A 17,058-nucleotide genomic window follows, 5' to 3' on the forward strand; every position below is an offset into this window, starting at 1 on the left:
CGCCCGCCTTTTCCGGGCTCATGCCTCACAAGCGGCGACAGCACAAGTGAGCTTTCGAGACGACGGGGTCTCTCACACGCCGCGCTCGCGGAAGTTAGCGCGGTTGGCGCCTTGTAGCACAGCGGTAACAGAAGGGACCCAGCGGTGAAACCGCCTGTCAGCACCATCGGATCCATGCCGATCTCACCGCACGCTCCCGGCCCTGTGATTTCACAGGCCGCCGCGGGCACTGTGGTGCACACGGACACGGCCGTGGGGTCGGCCACGCACTGCCCGTACTGCGCGCTCCAGTGCGGCATGTACGTCGCGAAGGGCGAGATCACCCCGCGGGAGGACATCCCGGCCAACGCCGGCGGCCTGTGCCAGAAGGGCTGGACGGCGGCCGAGCTGCTGACCTCGCCCGAGCGGCTCACCACCCCGCTGCTGCACGGCAGCCCGGTGAGCTGGGACGAGGCGCTCGACTACGTCGCCACCCGGATCGGGGCCATCAGGGCCGCGCACGGCCCGGACGCCGTGGCGGTGTTCGGCGGGGGCGGGCTGACCAACGAGAAGGCCTACCAGCTCGGCAAGTTCGCCCGGGTCGCGCTGCGGACCAGCCAGATCGACTACAACGGCAGGTTCTGCATGTCCTCGGCGGCGGCCGCGGTCAACCGGGCCTTCGGGATGGACCGGGGGCTGCCGTTCCCCATCACCGACATCGCCCGCGCCGGGGCCGTCCTGTTCGCCGGGGGCAACGTCGCCGAGACCATGCCCCCTTTCGTGCGCCACCTGACCGCGATGCGGTCCGGGGGCGGCCGGCTCGTCGTCGTCGATCCGCGCCTCACGCAAACCGCCAAGATGGCCGACCTGCACCTGCAGGTCACCCCCGGCACCGACCTCGCGCTGGCGCTCGGCCTGCTGCACATCGCGATCGCCGAGGGGTACGCCGACGCGGACTATCTGGCCGCCCGCACGACCGGCTTCGAAGACGTGCGCACGTCCGTGTCGGCCTGGTGGCCCGAGCGGGTGGAGCGCGTCACCGGCGTCCCGGTCGCGCGGATGCGCGAGGCCGTGCGGATCCTCGGCGAGGCGGAGCGCGCGATGGTGCTGACCGGCCGGGGGGCCGAGCAGCACGCCAAGGGCACCGACACGGTCACCGCGTTCGTCAACCTGGCGCTCACCCTCGGGCTGCCCGGCCGTGAGGGCTCCGGCTACGGCTGCGTGACGGGCCAGGGCAACGGTCAGGGCGGCAGGGAGCACGGTCAGAAGGCCGACCAGCTCCCCGGCTACCGCAAGATCGACGACCCCGCGGCGCGGGCGCACGTCGCGGCCGTGTGGGGGATCGACCCCGCCGACCTGCCCGGCCCCGGCCGGTCCGCGTACGAGCTGCTGGACGCACTCGGCACGCCGGAGGGGCCGAAGGCGCTGCTGCTGTTCGGCTCCAACCCCGTCGTCTCCGCGCCGCGCGCCGGGCACGTCACCCGGCGGCTGGACGCGCTCGACCTGCTCGTGGTCGCCGACTTCGTGCTGTCGGAGACCGCGGCCATGGCCGACGTCGTGCTCCCCACGACCCAGTGGGCCGAGGAGGCGGGCACGATGACGAACCTGGAGGGCCGGGTCCTGCTGCGCCGCCAGGCCGCCGCGCCGCCGCCGGGCGCGCGCAGCGACCTGGAGATCCTGCGGGGCCTCGCCGAGCGGCTCGGCTGCGCGGAGAAGTTCCCCGCCGACCCGCGCACGGTCTTCGACGAGCTGCGCCGGGCCTCCGCCGGGGGAGTCGCCGACTACTCCGACATCACCTACGAGCGCATCGCGGCCGAGACCGGCGTGTTCTGGCCGTGCCCCGGCACTGGGAACGACGGCGCCGGGGACGACCCGCACCCCGGAACCCCGCGGCCTTTCCTGGACCGCTTCGCGACGCCGGACGGCCGGGCCCGGCTGGTGCCGGTGGACCACCGCCCGCCCGCCGAGGACGTGGACGAGGAGTTCCCGCTCTACCTGACGTCGGGGCGGGTGCTCGCCCACTACCAGTCGGGGGCGCAGACGCGCCGCATCCGCCCGCTCACGCAGGCGTCGCCCGAGGTGTTCGTGGAGCTGCACCCGGACCTCGCCGAGCGGCTGGGCGTCGCCCCCGGCGACCGCGTCCGGGTGCGCAGCCGCCGGGGCGCCGCCGAGGGCGTGGCCCGGGTGAGCACCTCGATCCGGCCGGACACCCTGTTCATGCCGTTCCACTGGGAGGGCGTCAACCTGCTCACCAACCCGGCGCTCGACCCGACGTCGCGGATGCCGGAGTTCAAGGTCTGCGCCGCCGCCATCGAGCGGTGCGCCGAAGACGGGGAGCGTGTCGCGTGAGGCTTGTCGTGGTGGGGAACGGGATGGCGGGCTCGCGTGTGGTGAGCGAGGTCCGCGCCCGGGACAAGGACGTGAAGATCACGGCGTTCGGCGCCGAGGCGTGGCAGCCGTACAACCGGGTCCTGCTGTCGAACGTGGTGGCCGGCACGTCGAGCCCGGACCAGGTCCGGTTGCTCGACCCCCGCTGGTACGCCGACCACGGCGTGACCGCCCGCCTCGGCGTCCCGGTCATCGCCATCGACCGGGACTGCCAGACGGTGGTCGCCGCCGACGGGACGCGCGAGCCGTACGACGTGCTCGTGCTCGCCACCGGCAGCGAGCCGGTCGTCCCGCCGATCCCCGGCGTGGAGCGGGCGACGGCGTTCCGCACGCTGGACGACTGCGAGCGGATCAGGGAGGCCGCCACGAGCGCGCGCAGCGCGGTCGTGGTCGGCGGCGGCCTGCTCGGCATCGAGGCCGCGCGGGGCCTGGCCGGCCGTGGCGTCCCGGTGACGCTGCTGCACCTGGCCGGGCACCTGATGGATCGCCAGCTCGACGAGGAGGCCGGGCTCATCCTCCGCGAGACGCTCGGCGCGCTCGGCGTCGCCATCCGCACGGGCGTCACCGTGAGCGCGATCCGCGAGCGGCACGTCGAACTGGCCGGCGGCGAGCTGATCGACGCCGACCTGGTCGTGCTGGCCTGCGGCGTGCGCCCGGTCGTCGGGCTGGCCCGCGACGCGGGGCTGGAGGTCGAGCGCGGCGTCGTCGTGGACGACGAGATGCGCACCGACGACCCGTCGATCTTCGCGATCGGGGAGTGCGCCCAGCACGCGGGCCGCGTCTACGGGCTGGTCGCCCCCGGCTGGGAGCAGGCGTCGGTTGTGGCCGACCTCGTCACCGGAGCCGACAAGGGCGCGCGCTACCGGGGCTCGCGGCTGGTCACCCGGCTGAAGGCCAGGAGCGTGGAGCTCGCGGCGATGGGGGAGACCCAGCTGACGGAGGACGAGGCGGAGATCGTCCGCTTCTCCCACCGGCACACGGGCACCTACCGCAAGCTCGTCATCCGCGAGGGCCGGCTGGTCGGCGCGATCCTCCTGGGCGAGACCTCCGCGGTGGGCACGCTGACCCAGCTGTTCGACCGGGGAGGTCCGCTGCCCGGCGACCGCACCGGGCTGCTGTTCCCCGATCTCGCGGGCGTGGGCGGCGCGGCGGTCGCCGACAGCCCCACCCGGATGCCGGACTCGGCCCGGGTCTGCCAGTGCAACAACGTGACGAAGGGCCAGATCAGGGCGTGCTGGGAATCCGGCGCGCGGAACGTGGAGGCTGTGGCCGCCGCGACGAGGGCCACCACCGGCTGCGGCAGCTGCCGCGACGCGGTCGAGGGCATCGTCGGCTGGCTGTGTGAGCAGGAGGGCGTCAGCGCATGAAGGACCGTGAGCGCATGGAGGACCGTACGCGCATGAGACTCGTCGTCGTAGGACACGGCCCGACGGCACACCGCCTGATCGAGACGCTCGACGCCCGGGGCTTCGACGGGACGGTCACCGTTTTCGGAGAGGAGCCCCGCCCGGCCTACGACCGGGTGGCGCTGACCTCCTATCTCAGCGGCAAGAGCGTCGAGGACCTCACCTATCCGGTGCCCGGCGGGGTCACGCTCAGGACCGGCGTCCGCGTCACCGCGATCGACCGCGTCAACCGCGCCGTCACCACCGACGCCGGTGACAGCGAGCCGTACGACGTGCTGGTGCTGGCCACCGGGTCGGCGCCGTTCGTGCCGCCGGTGCCGGGCCGTGACCTGCCGGGCTGCTTCGTCTACCGGACGATCGACGACCTGGACGCCATCAGGGACGCCTCGCGGGACGCCCGCGCGGGCGTGGTCATCGGCGGCGGCCTGCTCGGCCTGGAGGCGGCCGACGCCCTGCGCGGGCTCGGCCTCGACACGCACGTCATCGAGATGAGCGGCTGGCTGATGCCGCGCCAGGTGGACGAGGGCGGCGGCTCGGTGCTGCGCGGGCACATCGAGGGGCTCGGGCTGACGATCCACACCGGCGCGGGCGTGGGGTCGATCGAGGCCGGCCCGGACGGCCGGGTCACGTCGCTCGTGAAGCCCGACGGCGAGGCGATCGACGCGCAGGTCGTGGTCTTCTCCGCAGGCGTCCGGCCGCGCGACGAGCTCGCCCGCGCCTGCGGCCTGGAGGTCGGCGAGCGCGGCGGCATCGTCGTCGACGCGAGCATGCGCACCTCCGACGAGCGCATCTACGCGATCGGCGAGTGCGCCCTGGCCGCGGGCATGGTCTACGGCCTCGTCGGGCCCTGCAACACCCAGGCGGAGGTGGCCGCCGAGCGGATCCTGGACGGCCCGGCCACCTTCACCGGCGCGGACATGTCCACCAAGCTCAAACTGCTGGGCGTGGAGGTGGCCCAGTTCGGGGCGATGTCGGGCGCGCTCGACGTCACCTACATGGACCCGGTGGGCGGTGTCTACAAGCGGCTGTTCATCAGCGACGACGCCAAGACCCTGCTCGGCGGCATCTGCGTCGGCGACGCCGGGCCGTACAACGCGCTGCGGCCGTTCGTCGGCAAGCCGCTGCCCGGCGCGCCGAGCGACCTGCTGTTCGCCGGCGCGGGCAAGGCGTCGGTCGACCTGCCCGACGACGCCCAGGTCTGCTCCTGCAACAACGTCACCAAGGGGAGGATCTGCGAGGCCATCGCCGACAAGGGCCTGACGGATGTACAGGGCATCAAGGACTGCACCCGGGCCGGCACCACGTGCGGAAGCTGCGTGCCGATGCTCAAGCAGATCCTGGTGAAGTCGGGGGTCGACGTCGGCAAGGCGCTGTGCGAGCACTTCGCGCACAGCAGGGCCGAGCTGTTCGACATCGTCAACGTCCGGGGGATCACGACGTTCTCCCAGCTCATCGCCGAGCACGGGACCGGCCGCGGCTGCGACATCTGCAAGCCCGCGGTCGCCTCGATCCTCGCCTCCCTGGGCCGCGGCCACATCCTCGACGGCGAGCAGGCCGCGCTGCAGGACACCAACGACCAGTTCCTGGCCAACATCCAGAAGAACGGCACCTACTCGGTCGTCCCGCGCATCCCGGGCGGCGAGATCACCCCGGACAAGCTCATCGTGATCGGCGAGGTGGCCCGCGACTTCGGGCTCTACACGAAGATCACCGGGGCGCAGCGCATCGACCTGCTCGGGGCCCGGGTCGAGCAACTGCCCGCCATCTGGCGCCGCCTCGTCGACGCCGGTTTCGAGTCCGGCCACGCCTACGGCAAGGCGCTGCGGACGGTGAAGTCCTGCGTCGGGTCCACCTGGTGCCGGTACGGCGTGCAGGACTCGGTGGGCCTGGCCATCGCCCTGGAGCTGCGCTACCGGGGGCTGCGCTCGCCGCACAAGCTGAAGTCGGCCGTGTCCGGCTGCGCCCGGGAGTGCGCCGAGGCCCGGTCGAAGGACTTCGGCATCATCGCCACCGAGCAGGGCTGGAACCTCTACGTGGGCGGCAACGGCGGCTTCAAGCCGCGCCACGCCGACCTGCTCGGGTCCGACCTGTCCACCGACGACCTGGTCAGGACGATCGACAGGTTCCTGATGTTCTACATCCGCACCGCCGACCGGCTCCAGCGCACCGCCGCGTGGCTGGAGAACCTGGACGGCGGGCTCGACTACCTCCGTGAGGTGATCATGGAGGACTCGCTCGGCATCTGCGCCGAACTCGACGCGCAGATGGAGCGGCATGTGTCCACGTACGTCGACGAGTGGCGCGCCACCATCGAGGACCCCGACAAGCTGCGCCGCTTCGTCAGCTTCGTGAACGCCCCCGGCGTTCCCGACCCTTCGATCTCCTTCGAGACCGAGCGCGACCAGATCAAGCCGATGCTGATCCCACTGGAGGTGACCCGCAGATGACCATCCTCGACGCGAGTCCGGCCCTGGCCGGCCATTGGATCCCGGTCTGCCCCTACACCGACCTGCTGCCCGAGCAGGGCGCGGCGGTGCTCGTCGACGACCGGCAGGTGGCGGTCTTCCGCACCTTCGACGGCGCCCTGTACGCCCTGGGCAACCTCGACCCGTTCAGCGGGGCGCAGGTGATGTCCCGGGGCATCGTCGGCACCAGGAACGGCGAGCCGACCGTGGCCTCGCCCATGCACAAGCAGGTGTTCTCGCTGGTGACCGGCGTCTGCGCGGACGGCTCCGGCGTGACCGTGCCGACCTACGCCGTTCGGGTCACCGACGGAACGGTGGAGGTGAGCGTGGTATGACCGCGCTGGTGGACGAGACCCCGATGAGCCTGGAGACGGCGCCGGACGCGCTGGCCGGGTTCACGATCGGGGTGACGGCGACCCGCCGCAGCGAGGAGCTGGCCGCGCTCCTCGAACGGCGGGGCGCCCGGGTCGTGCGGGCGCCCGCGATCCGCATCGTGCCGCTCGCGGAGGACGCCGGGCTGCTCGCCGCGACCCGGGCCTGCCTGGAGGCGCCCGTCGACGAGGTGGTCATCACCACGGGCGTGGGGTTCCGCGGGTGGATGGCGGCGGCGGAGGGCTGGGGACTGTCCGCCGACCTGAACGCGCACCTGGGCCGCGCGCGGCTGCTCGCCCGCGGCCCCAAGGCGCGCGGGGCCGTCCGCGCGGCCGGCCTGGTGGACTTCTGGACGCCGGCCACGGAGTCGTGCGAGGAGGTCAAGGAATACCTGCTCGCGCAGGACCTGCGCGGCCGCCGCATCGCCGTGCAGCTGCACGGCGAGCCGCTGGACGGTTTCGTCGCGTCGCTGCGGGAGGCGGGGGCCGAGGTGATCGAGGTGCCGGTCTACCGGTGGCTGCCCTACCGCGACACCTCGCCGCTGCGCCGCCTGATCAGCCAGGCGATCACCGGCTCGGTGGACGCGGTGGCCTTCACCAGCGCGCCCGCCGTGCTGGCCATGCTGGGCGCCGCCCGCGCCGACGGGCTGGAGGACGCGCTGCTCGCCGCGTTCGACACCCGCGTGGTGGCGGCCTGCGTGGGCCCGGTCACCGCCGGGCCGCTGACCCAGCGCGGCGTGCGGGCCGTCCAGCCCGACCGGGCCCGCCTCGGCGCACTCGCCCGGACCCTCGCCCGCCACCTGCCGGAAAGTAGCGTCACGCGGCTCGTCGCGGGCGGGCACGAGCTGGAGATCCGCGGTCACGCCGTGGTGGTCGACGGCGAGCTCAAGCCGCTGCCGCCCGCCCCGATGGCCGTGCTCAAGCGGCTCGCCGAGCGTCCCGGGCACGTCGTGAACCGGGCCGACCTGCGGGTCGTGCTGCCCGGCGGCCCCTCCCGCGACTCGGCCGAGCACGCCGTCGAGATGGCCATCACCCGCCTGCGCCGGGCGCTCGGCCCCGCGGGCATCGTCGAGACCGTGGTCAAGCGCGGCTACCGCCTCGCCTGCGGCCGGGACGAGCGGTGACCCCGACCCTGGTGATGGCGGCGCACGGGGCGCGCAGCGGCCACTGGGAGTCCGTCATGGGCTCCCTGGCGGCCCGCGTGCGCCGCGCCAGACCCGGCGCGCCGGTCGAGCTCGGGTTCCTGGAGATCAGCGCGCCGCTGCTGTCCGGCGTGCTGTCGCGGGTGGCCGGGCCGGTCGTGGTGGTCCCCATGCTGCTCGCCGGGGGATACCACGCGCACATCGACCTGCCGGCCGTGGTCGCCCGCGCCCGGCCCGACGCGGTCGTCGCCGGGCAGCTCGGGCCGCACCGGCTGCTGACCTCGGTGCTGGCGCGCCGCCTGGCCGCGGCCGGCTTGCGGCCCTGCGACGCAGTGATCCTGGGCGCGGCCGGCTCGTCCGACCCCGCCGCGCTCGACGACGTCCGCGCCGCCGCCCGGCTGCTGTCCGTACGGCTCTCGCGTCCCGTCACCGCCGCCTTCGCCTCGGCCGGGACGCCCACGCTCGCCGAGGCGCTCGATCGCACCAGGGCCGGCCTCGCCCCGCGCGTCGCCGTCGCCTCCTACCTGCTCGCGCCCGGCTTCTTCCACGACCGGCTGGTGAGCAGCGGCGCGGACCTGGTCAGCGCGCCCCTCGGCGTGGACGACGACCTGGCCGCCCTCGTCTGGGCCCGCTTCGACGAGGCCCTCGCCCGGCCCGCCGCCGCGCCCGCTGCCGCCGCGCCCGCCGCTGCAGCCCGCGCGCCGTTCGCCACCGGCACTCCGGCCTGAGCAGAAGACCGCGTTCGCGCCTTCCGAACGCCGGATCAGGCCGCGTGGTCGCGGAGGTACTGGGCGAACGCCTCCCTGGCCAGTTGCGACACGGTCTTGCCCTCCCGTTCCGCGAGTGCCCTGGCGGCCGCCTTCTCCTCCGGACTCAGGCGGAACGTGACCTGAGGTGAGCGCCTGCCCGGTGCCGTGAGAGAGGGCCGGCCGACCGTCCGGCGCACGTGCGCGACCGCGGCCTCGACGTAGACCTCGTCGATCCGATTCCCCCGCCTGTCGTAGATCTCCTCGGCGCCCAGGTCGACGTCCGACTCGTCGTCCAGGGCGAACTCGACGTCCTCCGGAGGCCAGGGGCCGGTGTACTCGGTCCTGGCTCGTTCCTCCTGAGCGCGGTCGGCATCGCGTGGATCACGTGAACCTGATCCACGTACGAAGAGGGATTGTGCCATGCGCGATTGATCTCCATCGCCTTCTTTTTCCCGCCGTGCCGGTCTGTTCGCCGGCCGGCGTTTTCGCGTTCTGTGACAGCGCCGGCCCGCGACATTCCCTCCATGGGCTCGGAGAATTCGGTAGGACGCCTGTCCGGTCGGGGTCGCCGGCCCGCCGATTACCGGTCGAAGGCCGTCCGAGTAGGGGTTGACCTGTGCTTGCACGGCCATCACGCTTACCCAATAACCGAGAAAAAAGGGTCCGTAATTCACTGTCCCGGAAATGGCCGTGGAGCGTCTCCAGGCCAGTGGCGGTCTGCCATTCCAGCGATCCGGGTTTCATTGATGGTTTATTCGCCGAGGTGAATGTGAGGAGGCGAAGATGCCGCATGCCGATTTCAGGTCTTCTCCGCCGCCCCCGGGAAGCGAACGGCCGGAGAGACTGCTGCGCCTCCTGGCCGAGGATCTGCGGACGATCGTCGAGCGGGACCCGTCCGTACGCGACCGGAGGGAGGCGTTGCTGCACCCGGTGCTCCCGGCGATGTGGCTGCACCGGGTCGCCCACCGGCTGCACCGGCGCGGACGGCGACTGCCCGCCCGGCTGCTGATGCTCCTCGCGCGATCCGTCACCGGCGTGGAGATCCACCCGGGTGCGGTGCTCGGACGCCGGGTCTTCGTCGACCACGGCGCGGCCGTGGTGATCGGGGAGACCGCGGTCGTGGGCGACGACGTGACCATCTACCACCAGGTGACGCTGGGAGCGGTCGGCTGGTGGCGCGACAACCTGCGCGCGGACGGGGAACGGCGGCACCCCGTGATCGGAGCCCGCGTGGTGCTGGGCGTCGGCGCGACCGTCCTCGGCCCGGTGCGCGTCGGCGACGACGCGGTCATCGGGGCGCGGGCGCTCGTCCTCGGCGACGTGCCCGCCGGTGCACGCGTCCTCGCCCCCGCCGGAACCGTGTCACCGCCTCGCGCCGGCACAGCCTCCCGCACGGCCTCTCGCACGGTGTCCCAGACGGCCTCTCACACGGTCTCCCGCACGGCCCGAGCCGGCCTGCCGCGACCTCCAGAAGAAAGGAATGGATCGATGAATCCGGACAGCACGGTCCTGATAGTCGGCGCCACGGACGAAACCGTGCGCAAGGCCAAGGAGCTGGGCCTGACCGTCCTGCTGCTCCAGCACCCCACCAAGGTCAGCCCCGAGCAGGAGGAGCTCGCCGACGTCCTGCGCGTTCTGGACTACACCGAGTGGGCGGCCGTCGAGCCCGTTGCGAGGGAGCTGTGGCAGGAGCCGGGCTTCCGCGTCGCGCTGTCCATCACCGAGCCCGGCCTGGAGAACGCGGGACGGATCAACGACCTGTTCGGCCTGGACGGCACCGGCTACGAGGTCACCAGGAGGTTCCGCGACAAACTGGCCATGCGCCGTCACCTCGCGTCGGTTCCGGGCGCCGAGCTCGACCCCTCCGCGGTGGCCGCCGCGCCGCTCCTGCGGCGGGAGGACCTGGACTCCTTCGGAGCCGTCCACGGCTACCCGTTCATCGTCAAGCCGACCGACGCGACCGCGAGCATCGGCGTGTTCCGGATCGGGGGGCCGCAGGACGCCGAGCCGGTCTGGGCCACGGTGGAAGGGCTGCGCGGCACCCGGACCGACCGGGTCTCGACCATGTACCTCCTGCAGGACTTCCTCATGGAGGAGTACGTCGAGGGACCGGAGTTCAGCGTCGAGGCGTTCAGCTTCGCGGGCCGCCACGTCGTCGTGGCGATCACCGAGAAGTTCGTGCACGCCGACCGGTTCGCGGAGCTCGGCCACGCCGTGCCCGCCCGGCTGGACGAGCCGGTCCGGGAGCGGATCAGCGCAAGCGTGCGCCGCTTCCTCGACCTGATCGGCCTCAGCGACGGCGTCACGCACACCGAGCTGCGGCTCGGCCCGCACGGCCCGGTGGTCATCGAGAGTCACAACCGGGTCGCCGGCGACATGATCCCGGAGCTCGTGCGCGGCGCGTACGGCATCGACCTGGTGGAGTACGCCCTGGGCTGGCCCTTCGGGCTGGTCCCCGAGCTGCCGGACCGGCCGGAGGCGCACGCGGGGGCCAGCGTCCGCTCCCTGGTGGGCGAGCCGGGCCGGGTCGAGTCGGTGGAGGGCGTCGCCGACGCCGCGGCCCGCGACGACGTGCTCGACGTGCGCGTCACCGCCAAGCCCGGCGACACGGTGCGCGCGTTGCGCGACAACTGGGACCGGCTCGGCCTGGTCGCGGTGACCGGCCCCGACACGGACGCGGCCATCCGCCGCGGCGCGGAGGTCATCGACGACGCCATCCGGATCCGGATCGTGGGCGAGGACGGGCGGACCTCGCTCGCGTACGCGGCCGAGGCCCGATCCCTGGCGGAGGTGCCGGCATGAGTGAGCGAAGCGAGCGCATCGATGAGCACGGCGAGCCGCGCACGCGACCCGGAACCGCCGGGCGAGGGGGTGACACGAGCGTCGTCATCGTGCACCGCAACCCGATGGAGCCGTTCCCGTACGACCGCTGGCTGCGCGACCACGAGGGCCCGGTGGTGATCCTGGCCGCCCGCGACAGGTTCGAGCCGTTCGGCGAGCGGATCCCCGAGGGGAACCTCGGCTACACGCACCTGGAGCTCTTCGACCACGACGACGAGGTGGCCGGCCGGGTCGCGCGCCTCGCCGCCGAGTACGGCGCCACGCACCTGATCGGGGAGCACGAGGCCGACGTCCTGCGCGTGGCCGCCCTGCGCGAGGAGCTCGGGCTGCCCGGCGCGCGGGCCGCCGACGTGCTGCCGTTCCGGGACAAGGCCCTGATGAAGGAGCACGCGGCGCGGGCCGGCGTGGAGGTCGCCCCGCACGCCGTGCCGCGGACCGCGGCGGACGTGCAGGCCTTCGCCGACGTTCACGGGTTCCCTCTCGTGGTCAAGAACAGGGCCGGTTTCAACTCGATCGGCCTGCGCATCCTGCGCGACCGGGACGCGCTGACGGCCTTCCTCACCGAGGCGTACGGCTCGCGCCGGGACGGGCGGCGAGACGACCTGCTGCTGGAGGCGTACGTGCCCGGCCGCATGTGCCACGTCGACGGGCTGGTGGTGAACGGCGAGGTCGTGCTGGCCTGGCCCTCGCAGTACCAGTACGAGCTGGCGTCGTTCGGCACCGACTCCGGCTCCCGGGTCGACCTGGCGCTCGACCCCGGCGACCCGCTCACCGGCCGCCTGCTGGAGCTGACCGGGCGGACGCTGGCGGCGCTGCGGCGGCCCGGCGGCCGGCTGCGCGACCACGCCTTCCACGCGGAGATCTTCCACACGCCGGACGACCGGCTGGTGCTGTGCGAGATCGCCTGCCGGTCCGGCGGCGGGAAGATCCGGGAGGTCTTCCACACCCTGTTCGGGGTCAACCTCGCCGAGTGCTCCATCCGGGCCCAGCTCGGCCTCCCGCTGCCCGACGTGGAGCGGGCCGTGCGTCCGGGGCGGCGGCCGGAGCCGGCGCGGATGGCCGGCCAGGTGCTGATGATGAAGCGGCCGGGATTCATCCACGCGCTGCCCGACGTCCCGCCGGAGCCCTGGGTGGAGCACTTCTGGCTCTACGCGAGGCCGGGCCAGGTGGTCCCGCCCGCCGCGGGCTCGGCCGACTTCCTGACCGTGGCCATCGCCTCGGCGCCCTCCCGCGCGGAGTGCGAGCGCAGGCTGCGCTCGCTCGGCGCGCGGCTGGAGGAGCAGGTGCGGATCGGGGCGGTGCCGTCGTGACCCGCCCCTCGGCGCAGGCGCGCTACATGGCCGGAATGGTGGTCGACGCCACCGGCAGCGGCATGTACCTGCCTCTGTCCCTGCTGTTCTTCCACCACGTCACCGGGCTGCCGATCGAGCGGGTCGGCGTCATCATGACCGCGGCGGCGCTGTTCAGCCTGGTCGGCAACCCGATCGCGGGTGTGCTCGTCGACCGCTTCGGCGCGCGGGCCGTCGTCGTGGGCGGCTACCTGGTGCGTGCCGTGGGATTCGCCGCCTACCCGCTGGTGGACTCGCCGCTCACGATGTTCCTCGCGGTGGCGCTGGTGGCGCTCGGCGACGGCTCCTACCCGCCGTCGATCCAGTCGTTCGTCGCCGCGATCGCGCGGGGCGCCGACCGCGACAGGCTCCTCGCCGCGCAGCGCAGCCTGCGCAACGCCGGACTCGGCGCGGGCGGCCTCGTCGCGGGCGCCGCGCTCGGCCTGGGCAGCGACGCCGCCTACCGGGTGATCGTCCTGGTCAGCGCCGCCGCGTTCGCCGGCGCCGCACTGATCCTCCGTACGATCCCCGTCCCCGGCGGCGCTGTTTCCGGCGGCCCTGGCACCAGCGGGCAGGACCGTACGGCCCGGCGGAGCGGGGGATACCGGCTCGTCCTGCGCGATCGCACGTTCCTCGCGCTGACCCTGCAGAACGTGCCGACCGCCTTCGGCTACATGGTGCTGTCGGTGGCGCTGCCCGTCTATGTCACGCAGGAACTGGACGTGCCCGCGTCGCTGGTCGGCGTGCTGTACGCGGTCAACACCGTCGGCATCGCGCTGCTGCAGATTCCGGTGACGCGGCGGCTGATCCGGTATCGGCGCACCCGCACGGTCGCGGCGGGCGCCGCCACGTTCGCGGTGTCGTTCGCGGCGTTCGCCCTGCTGGCCGGGGTCCCCGCACGGCCGGTCGCCCTGGCCGGGGTCTTCGCGGCGACGGCGCTGTTCACGGTGGGGGAGATGCTGCACGGCGCGCCGCTGTCCGCGCTGGTGTCGAGCGCGGCCCCGGAGGAGACCCGCGGCAGGTACATGGCGGTCTACCAGTTCTCCTGGGCGATCCCGATCACGCTGGCTCCGGCCGTGCTGACCGCGCTGCTGAGCCTGTCGCCGGTCTCCATGTGGCTGCTGCTGGCGGCAGGCGTGTCCTGCTCGGCCCTCACCATGCTCCGCCTTGAGCCACGGTTGCCCGCCCGGGCCGTGCACGCGCGGACTCAGGAAGACCACGAAGAGACAGATACGGAAGACCGTCGCGCCGCGACGGCGACACAGAAGGCTGGTGTGGAGTGATGGGCAGATCGAGTTGGCACGTTCTGCAGGGAGAGGACCCGGCGTACGCGCTGCCGGAGGCCGCCGGCCAGTGCGGCTGGGTGAGCCAGTTGCGGCCCCTGATCGTCGAGATGAGCCGGCCGGGCGACGTCGTGCTCGACCCGTTCGCCGGCTGGGGGACCACGCTGGTGGCGTGCGCGGTCGAGTCCCGGAAGGGGATCGGCCTGGAGGTCTCGCCGGAGCGCGCGGAGCAGGCGCGCAAGCGCCTGGAGGCGTACCCCGGCCAGACGATGCTGTGCGCCGACGCCCGCACGCCGCCGCTGCCGCCGGAGTCGGTGGACCTCGTCCTGGCCGACCTGCCCTATTTCGGCACCAACCTCGACACCGACTCCTCCGTGGACGGCCAGTTCTACGCGCTGCGCGACTACGACGCGTACCTGAGCGCGATCGACGAGGCCTTCGCCGCGGTGACGAAGGTCATGCGGCCCGGCGCGCGGGCGGTGCTGGCCGTGCAGAACCGCCGCCTGGCGGGCAGGTTCGTGCCGCTGGCCTGGGACGTCGCCCGGGTGCTCGGCCGGCACCTGACCCTCGGCGACGAGCGGATCCACTGCTACGACCGGCCGGTGAGCGACGACGACCCGATGCTGACCAACCGCTCGCACGAATACCTGCTGGTGGCCGCGAAGGAGCAGGCATGATCCCTCTGATCGGCCGCGAGATAGCGACCGGAATCGACGACCTCATCGGCGGCACGCCCCTGCTCCGCCTCGCCCTCGACGGCCTGCCCCCGGCCGCCACCGTGCTCGCCAAGCTGGAGGCGGCCAACCCGCTGTCGAGCATCAAGGACCGGGTGGCGCTGCGCATGATCGAGGACGCCGAGGCGTCCGGCGCCCTGACCCCCGGCGCGACCGTGATCGAGTCAACGTCGGGCAACACCGGAATCGCCCTGGCGGCGCTCGCCGTCAGCCGGGGATACCCGTGCGTCGTCGTGATGCCGGACAACGCGTCGCGGGAGCGCACGCTGACCCTGCACATGCTGGGCGCCCGGGTCGAGTTCACCGACCACGTCCTCGGCTTCCAGGGATGCGTCGACCGGGCGAGGGAGCTGCACGCCGCCGTCCCCGGGTCCTGGTACGCCCGCCAGCACGAGAATCCCGCCAACGTCATGGCCCACTACACGACCACGGGGCCGGAGATCTGGGCCGGCACCGGCGGCGAGGTCGACGTGCTGGTGTGCGGAGTCGGGACCGGCGGCACCCTCACCGGCACCGCCCGCTACCTCCGCGAGCGCAACCCCCGGCTGCGCGTCGTCGCGGTGGAGCCGGAGGGCTCCCCCCTGCTGTCGGGGGGCGCCCCGGGGCCGCACCGGATCCCCGGCCTCAACGGCGGCTTCACCAGCCCCGTCACCGACGTCACCCTCATCGACGACGTGATCACCGTGCCGGACGGCGAGGCGGCCGCCATGACCCGGCTCATCGCGGCCACGACCGGGCTGCTGGTCGGGGTCTCCTCGGGCGCGGCGGCGTACGGCTGCGCCGAACTGGCCCGCCGCGAGGACCTGTCGGGGCAGACCGTCGTGACGATCTTCCCCGACACCGGTGAGCGCTACCTCAGCTGGTGGCCGGCCTGACCAGGCGTACGGCATGAGCAGCGCTTTCAACCGAAGGGTTGACGCTGAGGGAGTCGCCGCATACGATCCTTTCAACCATCGGGTTGAAACTTAGGGGGTGTCGGCCACGGACGCGCTGTCCCGGGTCTTCGCGGCCCTCGCCGATCCGACCCGGCGCGACATGGTCGCGCGGCTCTCGGAGGGCGAGGCGACCGTGAGCCGGCTGGCCGAGCCGTACCGGATGACGTTGCAGGCCGTCTACAAGCACTTGCGGGTGCTCGAGGAGGCCGGGCTCGTTAGCCGGCCGCGAGGGCCGCAGCCCCGGCCGGTACGCCTGGAGGTCGAGGCCCTCGACCTCGTGGACACCTGGATCGAGCGGCACCGGGACCGCGTCGAGCAGGGTTACCGCCGGCTCGACGCCGTCCTGGAGGAGATGGAGAGTGACGAGCATGAACAGGAACACGCAGACGTCCGTCGAGGCCGACCCGAGTCTGCCGGTCATCCGGATGACGCGTGACTTCGCGGCGACGCCGGAGCGGCTGTTGCGCGCCCACACGGACCCCGCGCTGTTCGTCCGGTGGGTGGGCCCCGACGCCACGAGCAGCCGGATCGAGCACTGGGACGCGCGCACCGGCGGCAGCTGGCGGTACGTCTCCGTGCACGACGGCGTGGAATACGGGTTCCACGGCTGCTTCCACGAGGTCCGGCCGGACCGGATCGTGCAGACCTTCACGTTCGAGGGCGATCCCGACGGTGTCGCGCTGGAGACGCTGTGGTTCGAGGACCTGGGAGACGGCCGTACGCGGCTGCGGGCGCAGTCACTGGTCGACAGCTTCGAAAGCCGTGACGCGTGGCTGCGCAGCGGTATGGAGACCGGTGTCGACGAGGGTTACGCGAAGCTGGACCGGATGCTCGCCGATGGCGCTGTCTGACCGCCCGGACGAGCGGCACCGGCAGGTCGCCGGGCTGTTCGCCGAGCGGGTCCGCGGCACCCGGTGCTGGGACGCGCCATCCCCGGTCGCCGGCTGGACCGCCCGTGACGTCGTGCGTCACCTGACCGAATGGTTCCCCGGGTTTCTCGCCTCCGGCGCCGGAGTCGAACTGCCTCGCGGGCCGTCCGCGGACGAGGACCCGGTCGCCGCGTGGGAGGTTCACCGCGCCGGTGTGCAGGCGGTGCTCGACGATCCGGAGACGGCGCACCGGGAACTCGGCAACCCGCATGTCGGCGTCCTGCTGCTGGAGACCGCGATCGACCGCTTCTACACCGCTGACGTGTTCATGCACACCTGGGATCTGGCCAGGGCCACCGCCCAGGACGACCGGCTGGACCCCGGCTTCTGTGCTCGGCTCCTCGCCGAGATGGAGCCGATGGAGCGGGTGCTCCGCTCCTCCGGCCAGTTCGGGGTCAGGGTCGAGGTGCCGGACGGCGCCGACGCCCAGGCCAGGCTGCTGGGTCTCATCGGCCGGGACCCGTTCTGGCCGGGGCGGTGAGCCCGACGCCGCCCAGCCCGACGCTGC

15 protein-coding genes are annotated in these 17,058 nt (G+C 73.2%); 14 read left to right on the plus strand and 1 reads right to left on the minus strand.

Annotated elements, in window-relative coordinates:
• Window positions 1-174: 174 nt before the first annotated feature.
• From ACGFIB_RS29805 to ACGFIB_RS29830, 6 genes are read left to right on the plus strand one after another with little or no spacing between them, the layout of a single operon-like run.
• A complete protein-coding gene (locus tag ACGFIB_RS29805) occupies window positions 175-2,328 on the plus strand; it encodes a molybdopterin oxidoreductase family protein (protein WP_393376444.1) in 2,154 nt (717 codons plus the stop codon).
• A complete protein-coding gene (locus ACGFIB_RS29810) occupies window positions 2,325-3,734 on the plus strand; it encodes an FAD-dependent oxidoreductase (RefSeq protein ID WP_357252092.1) in 1,410 nt (469 codons plus the stop codon). The genes ACGFIB_RS29805 and ACGFIB_RS29810 overlap by 4 nt, the downstream gene beginning before the upstream one ends.
• The gene (gene nirB / locus ACGFIB_RS29815; protein ID WP_393376446.1) at window positions 3,731-6,220 is read left to right on the plus strand and encodes a nitrite reductase large subunit NirB; all 2,490 of its coding nucleotides are present in this window, start codon (window positions 3,731-3,733) and stop codon (window positions 6,218-6,220) included. Before ACGFIB_RS29810 ends, nirB begins: the two co-directional genes overlap by 4 nt.
• Window positions 6,217-6,573: a nitrite reductase small subunit NirD gene (gene nirD, locus ACGFIB_RS29820; protein ID WP_357252095.1), complete on the plus strand. Its 357-nt coding sequence runs from the start codon at window positions 6,217-6,219 to the stop codon at window positions 6,571-6,573. Before nirB ends, nirD begins: the two co-directional genes overlap by 4 nt.
• The gene (locus ACGFIB_RS29825) at window positions 6,570-7,733 is read left to right on the plus strand and encodes a uroporphyrinogen-III synthase (protein ID WP_142572369.1); all 1,164 of its coding nucleotides are present in this window, start codon (window positions 6,570-6,572) and stop codon (window positions 7,731-7,733) included. Before nirD ends, ACGFIB_RS29825 begins: the two co-directional genes overlap by 4 nt.
• Window positions 7,730-8,479 carry a sirohydrochlorin chelatase gene (locus ACGFIB_RS29830; RefSeq protein ID WP_357261531.1) on the plus strand — a complete coding sequence of 250 codons (750 nt, stop codon included), beginning with the start codon at window positions 7,730-7,732 and terminating at the stop codon, window positions 8,477-8,479. Before ACGFIB_RS29825 ends, ACGFIB_RS29830 begins: the two co-directional genes overlap by 4 nt.
• A gap of 35 nt (window positions 8,480-8,514) precedes the next feature.
• Here the strand turns inward: ACGFIB_RS29830 and ACGFIB_RS29835 are convergent, their stop codons facing one another.
• Window positions 8,515-8,922, minus strand: coding sequence for a plasmid mobilization protein (locus tag ACGFIB_RS29835; protein ID WP_357261528.1), 408 nt, complete (start codon window positions 8,920-8,922; stop codon window positions 8,515-8,517).
• A 361-nt stretch (window positions 8,923-9,283) separates the two neighbouring features.
• Between ACGFIB_RS29835 and epsC the strand changes: the two genes are divergently transcribed.
• The 8 genes from epsC to ACGFIB_RS29875 all read left to right on the plus strand — a co-directional run bounded on the left by epsC (window position 9,284) and on the right by ACGFIB_RS29875 (window position 17,031).
• Window positions 9,284-11,302 carry a serine O-acetyltransferase EpsC gene (gene epsC / locus ACGFIB_RS29840; RefSeq protein WP_393376449.1) on the plus strand — a complete coding sequence of 673 codons (2,019 nt, stop codon included), beginning with the start codon at window positions 9,284-9,286 and terminating at the stop codon, window positions 11,300-11,302.
• On the plus strand, window positions 11,299-12,651 hold the full coding sequence (locus ACGFIB_RS29845; RefSeq protein WP_393376451.1) for an ATP-binding protein: 1,353 nt from the start codon (window positions 11,299-11,301) through the stop codon (window positions 12,649-12,651). The genes epsC and ACGFIB_RS29845 overlap by 4 nt, the downstream gene beginning before the upstream one ends.
• Window positions 12,648-13,952: an MFS transporter gene (locus tag ACGFIB_RS29850; protein ID WP_393376453.1), complete on the plus strand. Its 1,305-nt coding sequence runs from the start codon at window positions 12,648-12,650 to the stop codon at window positions 13,950-13,952. The genes ACGFIB_RS29845 and ACGFIB_RS29850 overlap by 4 nt, the downstream gene beginning before the upstream one ends.
• A complete protein-coding gene (locus ACGFIB_RS29855; RefSeq protein WP_393376455.1) occupies window positions 13,952-14,629 on the plus strand; it encodes a TRM11 family SAM-dependent methyltransferase in 678 nt (225 codons plus the stop codon). The genes ACGFIB_RS29850 and ACGFIB_RS29855 overlap by 1 nt, the downstream gene beginning before the upstream one ends.
• Window positions 14,626-15,561 (plus strand): PLP-dependent cysteine synthase family protein, encoded by a 936-nt coding sequence (locus tag ACGFIB_RS29860; RefSeq protein WP_191052884.1) that lies wholly within the window; start codon window positions 14,626-14,628, stop codon window positions 15,559-15,561. The genes ACGFIB_RS29855 and ACGFIB_RS29860 overlap by 4 nt, the downstream gene beginning before the upstream one ends.
• Window positions 15,562-15,658: 97 nt before the next feature.
• A complete protein-coding gene (locus ACGFIB_RS29865) occupies window positions 15,659-16,057 on the plus strand; it encodes an ArsR/SmtB family transcription factor (protein WP_393376457.1) in 399 nt (132 codons plus the stop codon).
• A complete protein-coding gene (locus ACGFIB_RS29870) occupies window positions 15,990-16,472 on the plus strand; it encodes an SRPBCC family protein (RefSeq protein ID WP_142572365.1) in 483 nt (160 codons plus the stop codon). The genes ACGFIB_RS29865 and ACGFIB_RS29870 overlap by 68 nt, the downstream gene beginning before the upstream one ends.
• Window positions 16,459-17,031: a TIGR03086 family metal-binding protein gene (locus ACGFIB_RS29875; protein ID WP_393376459.1), complete on the plus strand. Its 573-nt coding sequence runs from the start codon at window positions 16,459-16,461 to the stop codon at window positions 17,029-17,031. Before ACGFIB_RS29870 ends, ACGFIB_RS29875 begins: the two co-directional genes overlap by 14 nt.
• The last annotated feature ends 27 nt before the right edge of the window (window positions 17,032-17,058 follow it).

Origin of the sequence: Microbispora bryophytorum (genome assembly GCF_043197435.1) — a bacterium.
Lineage (GTDB): Bacteria > Actinomycetota > Actinomycetes > Streptosporangiales > Streptosporangiaceae > Microbispora > Microbispora bryophytorum.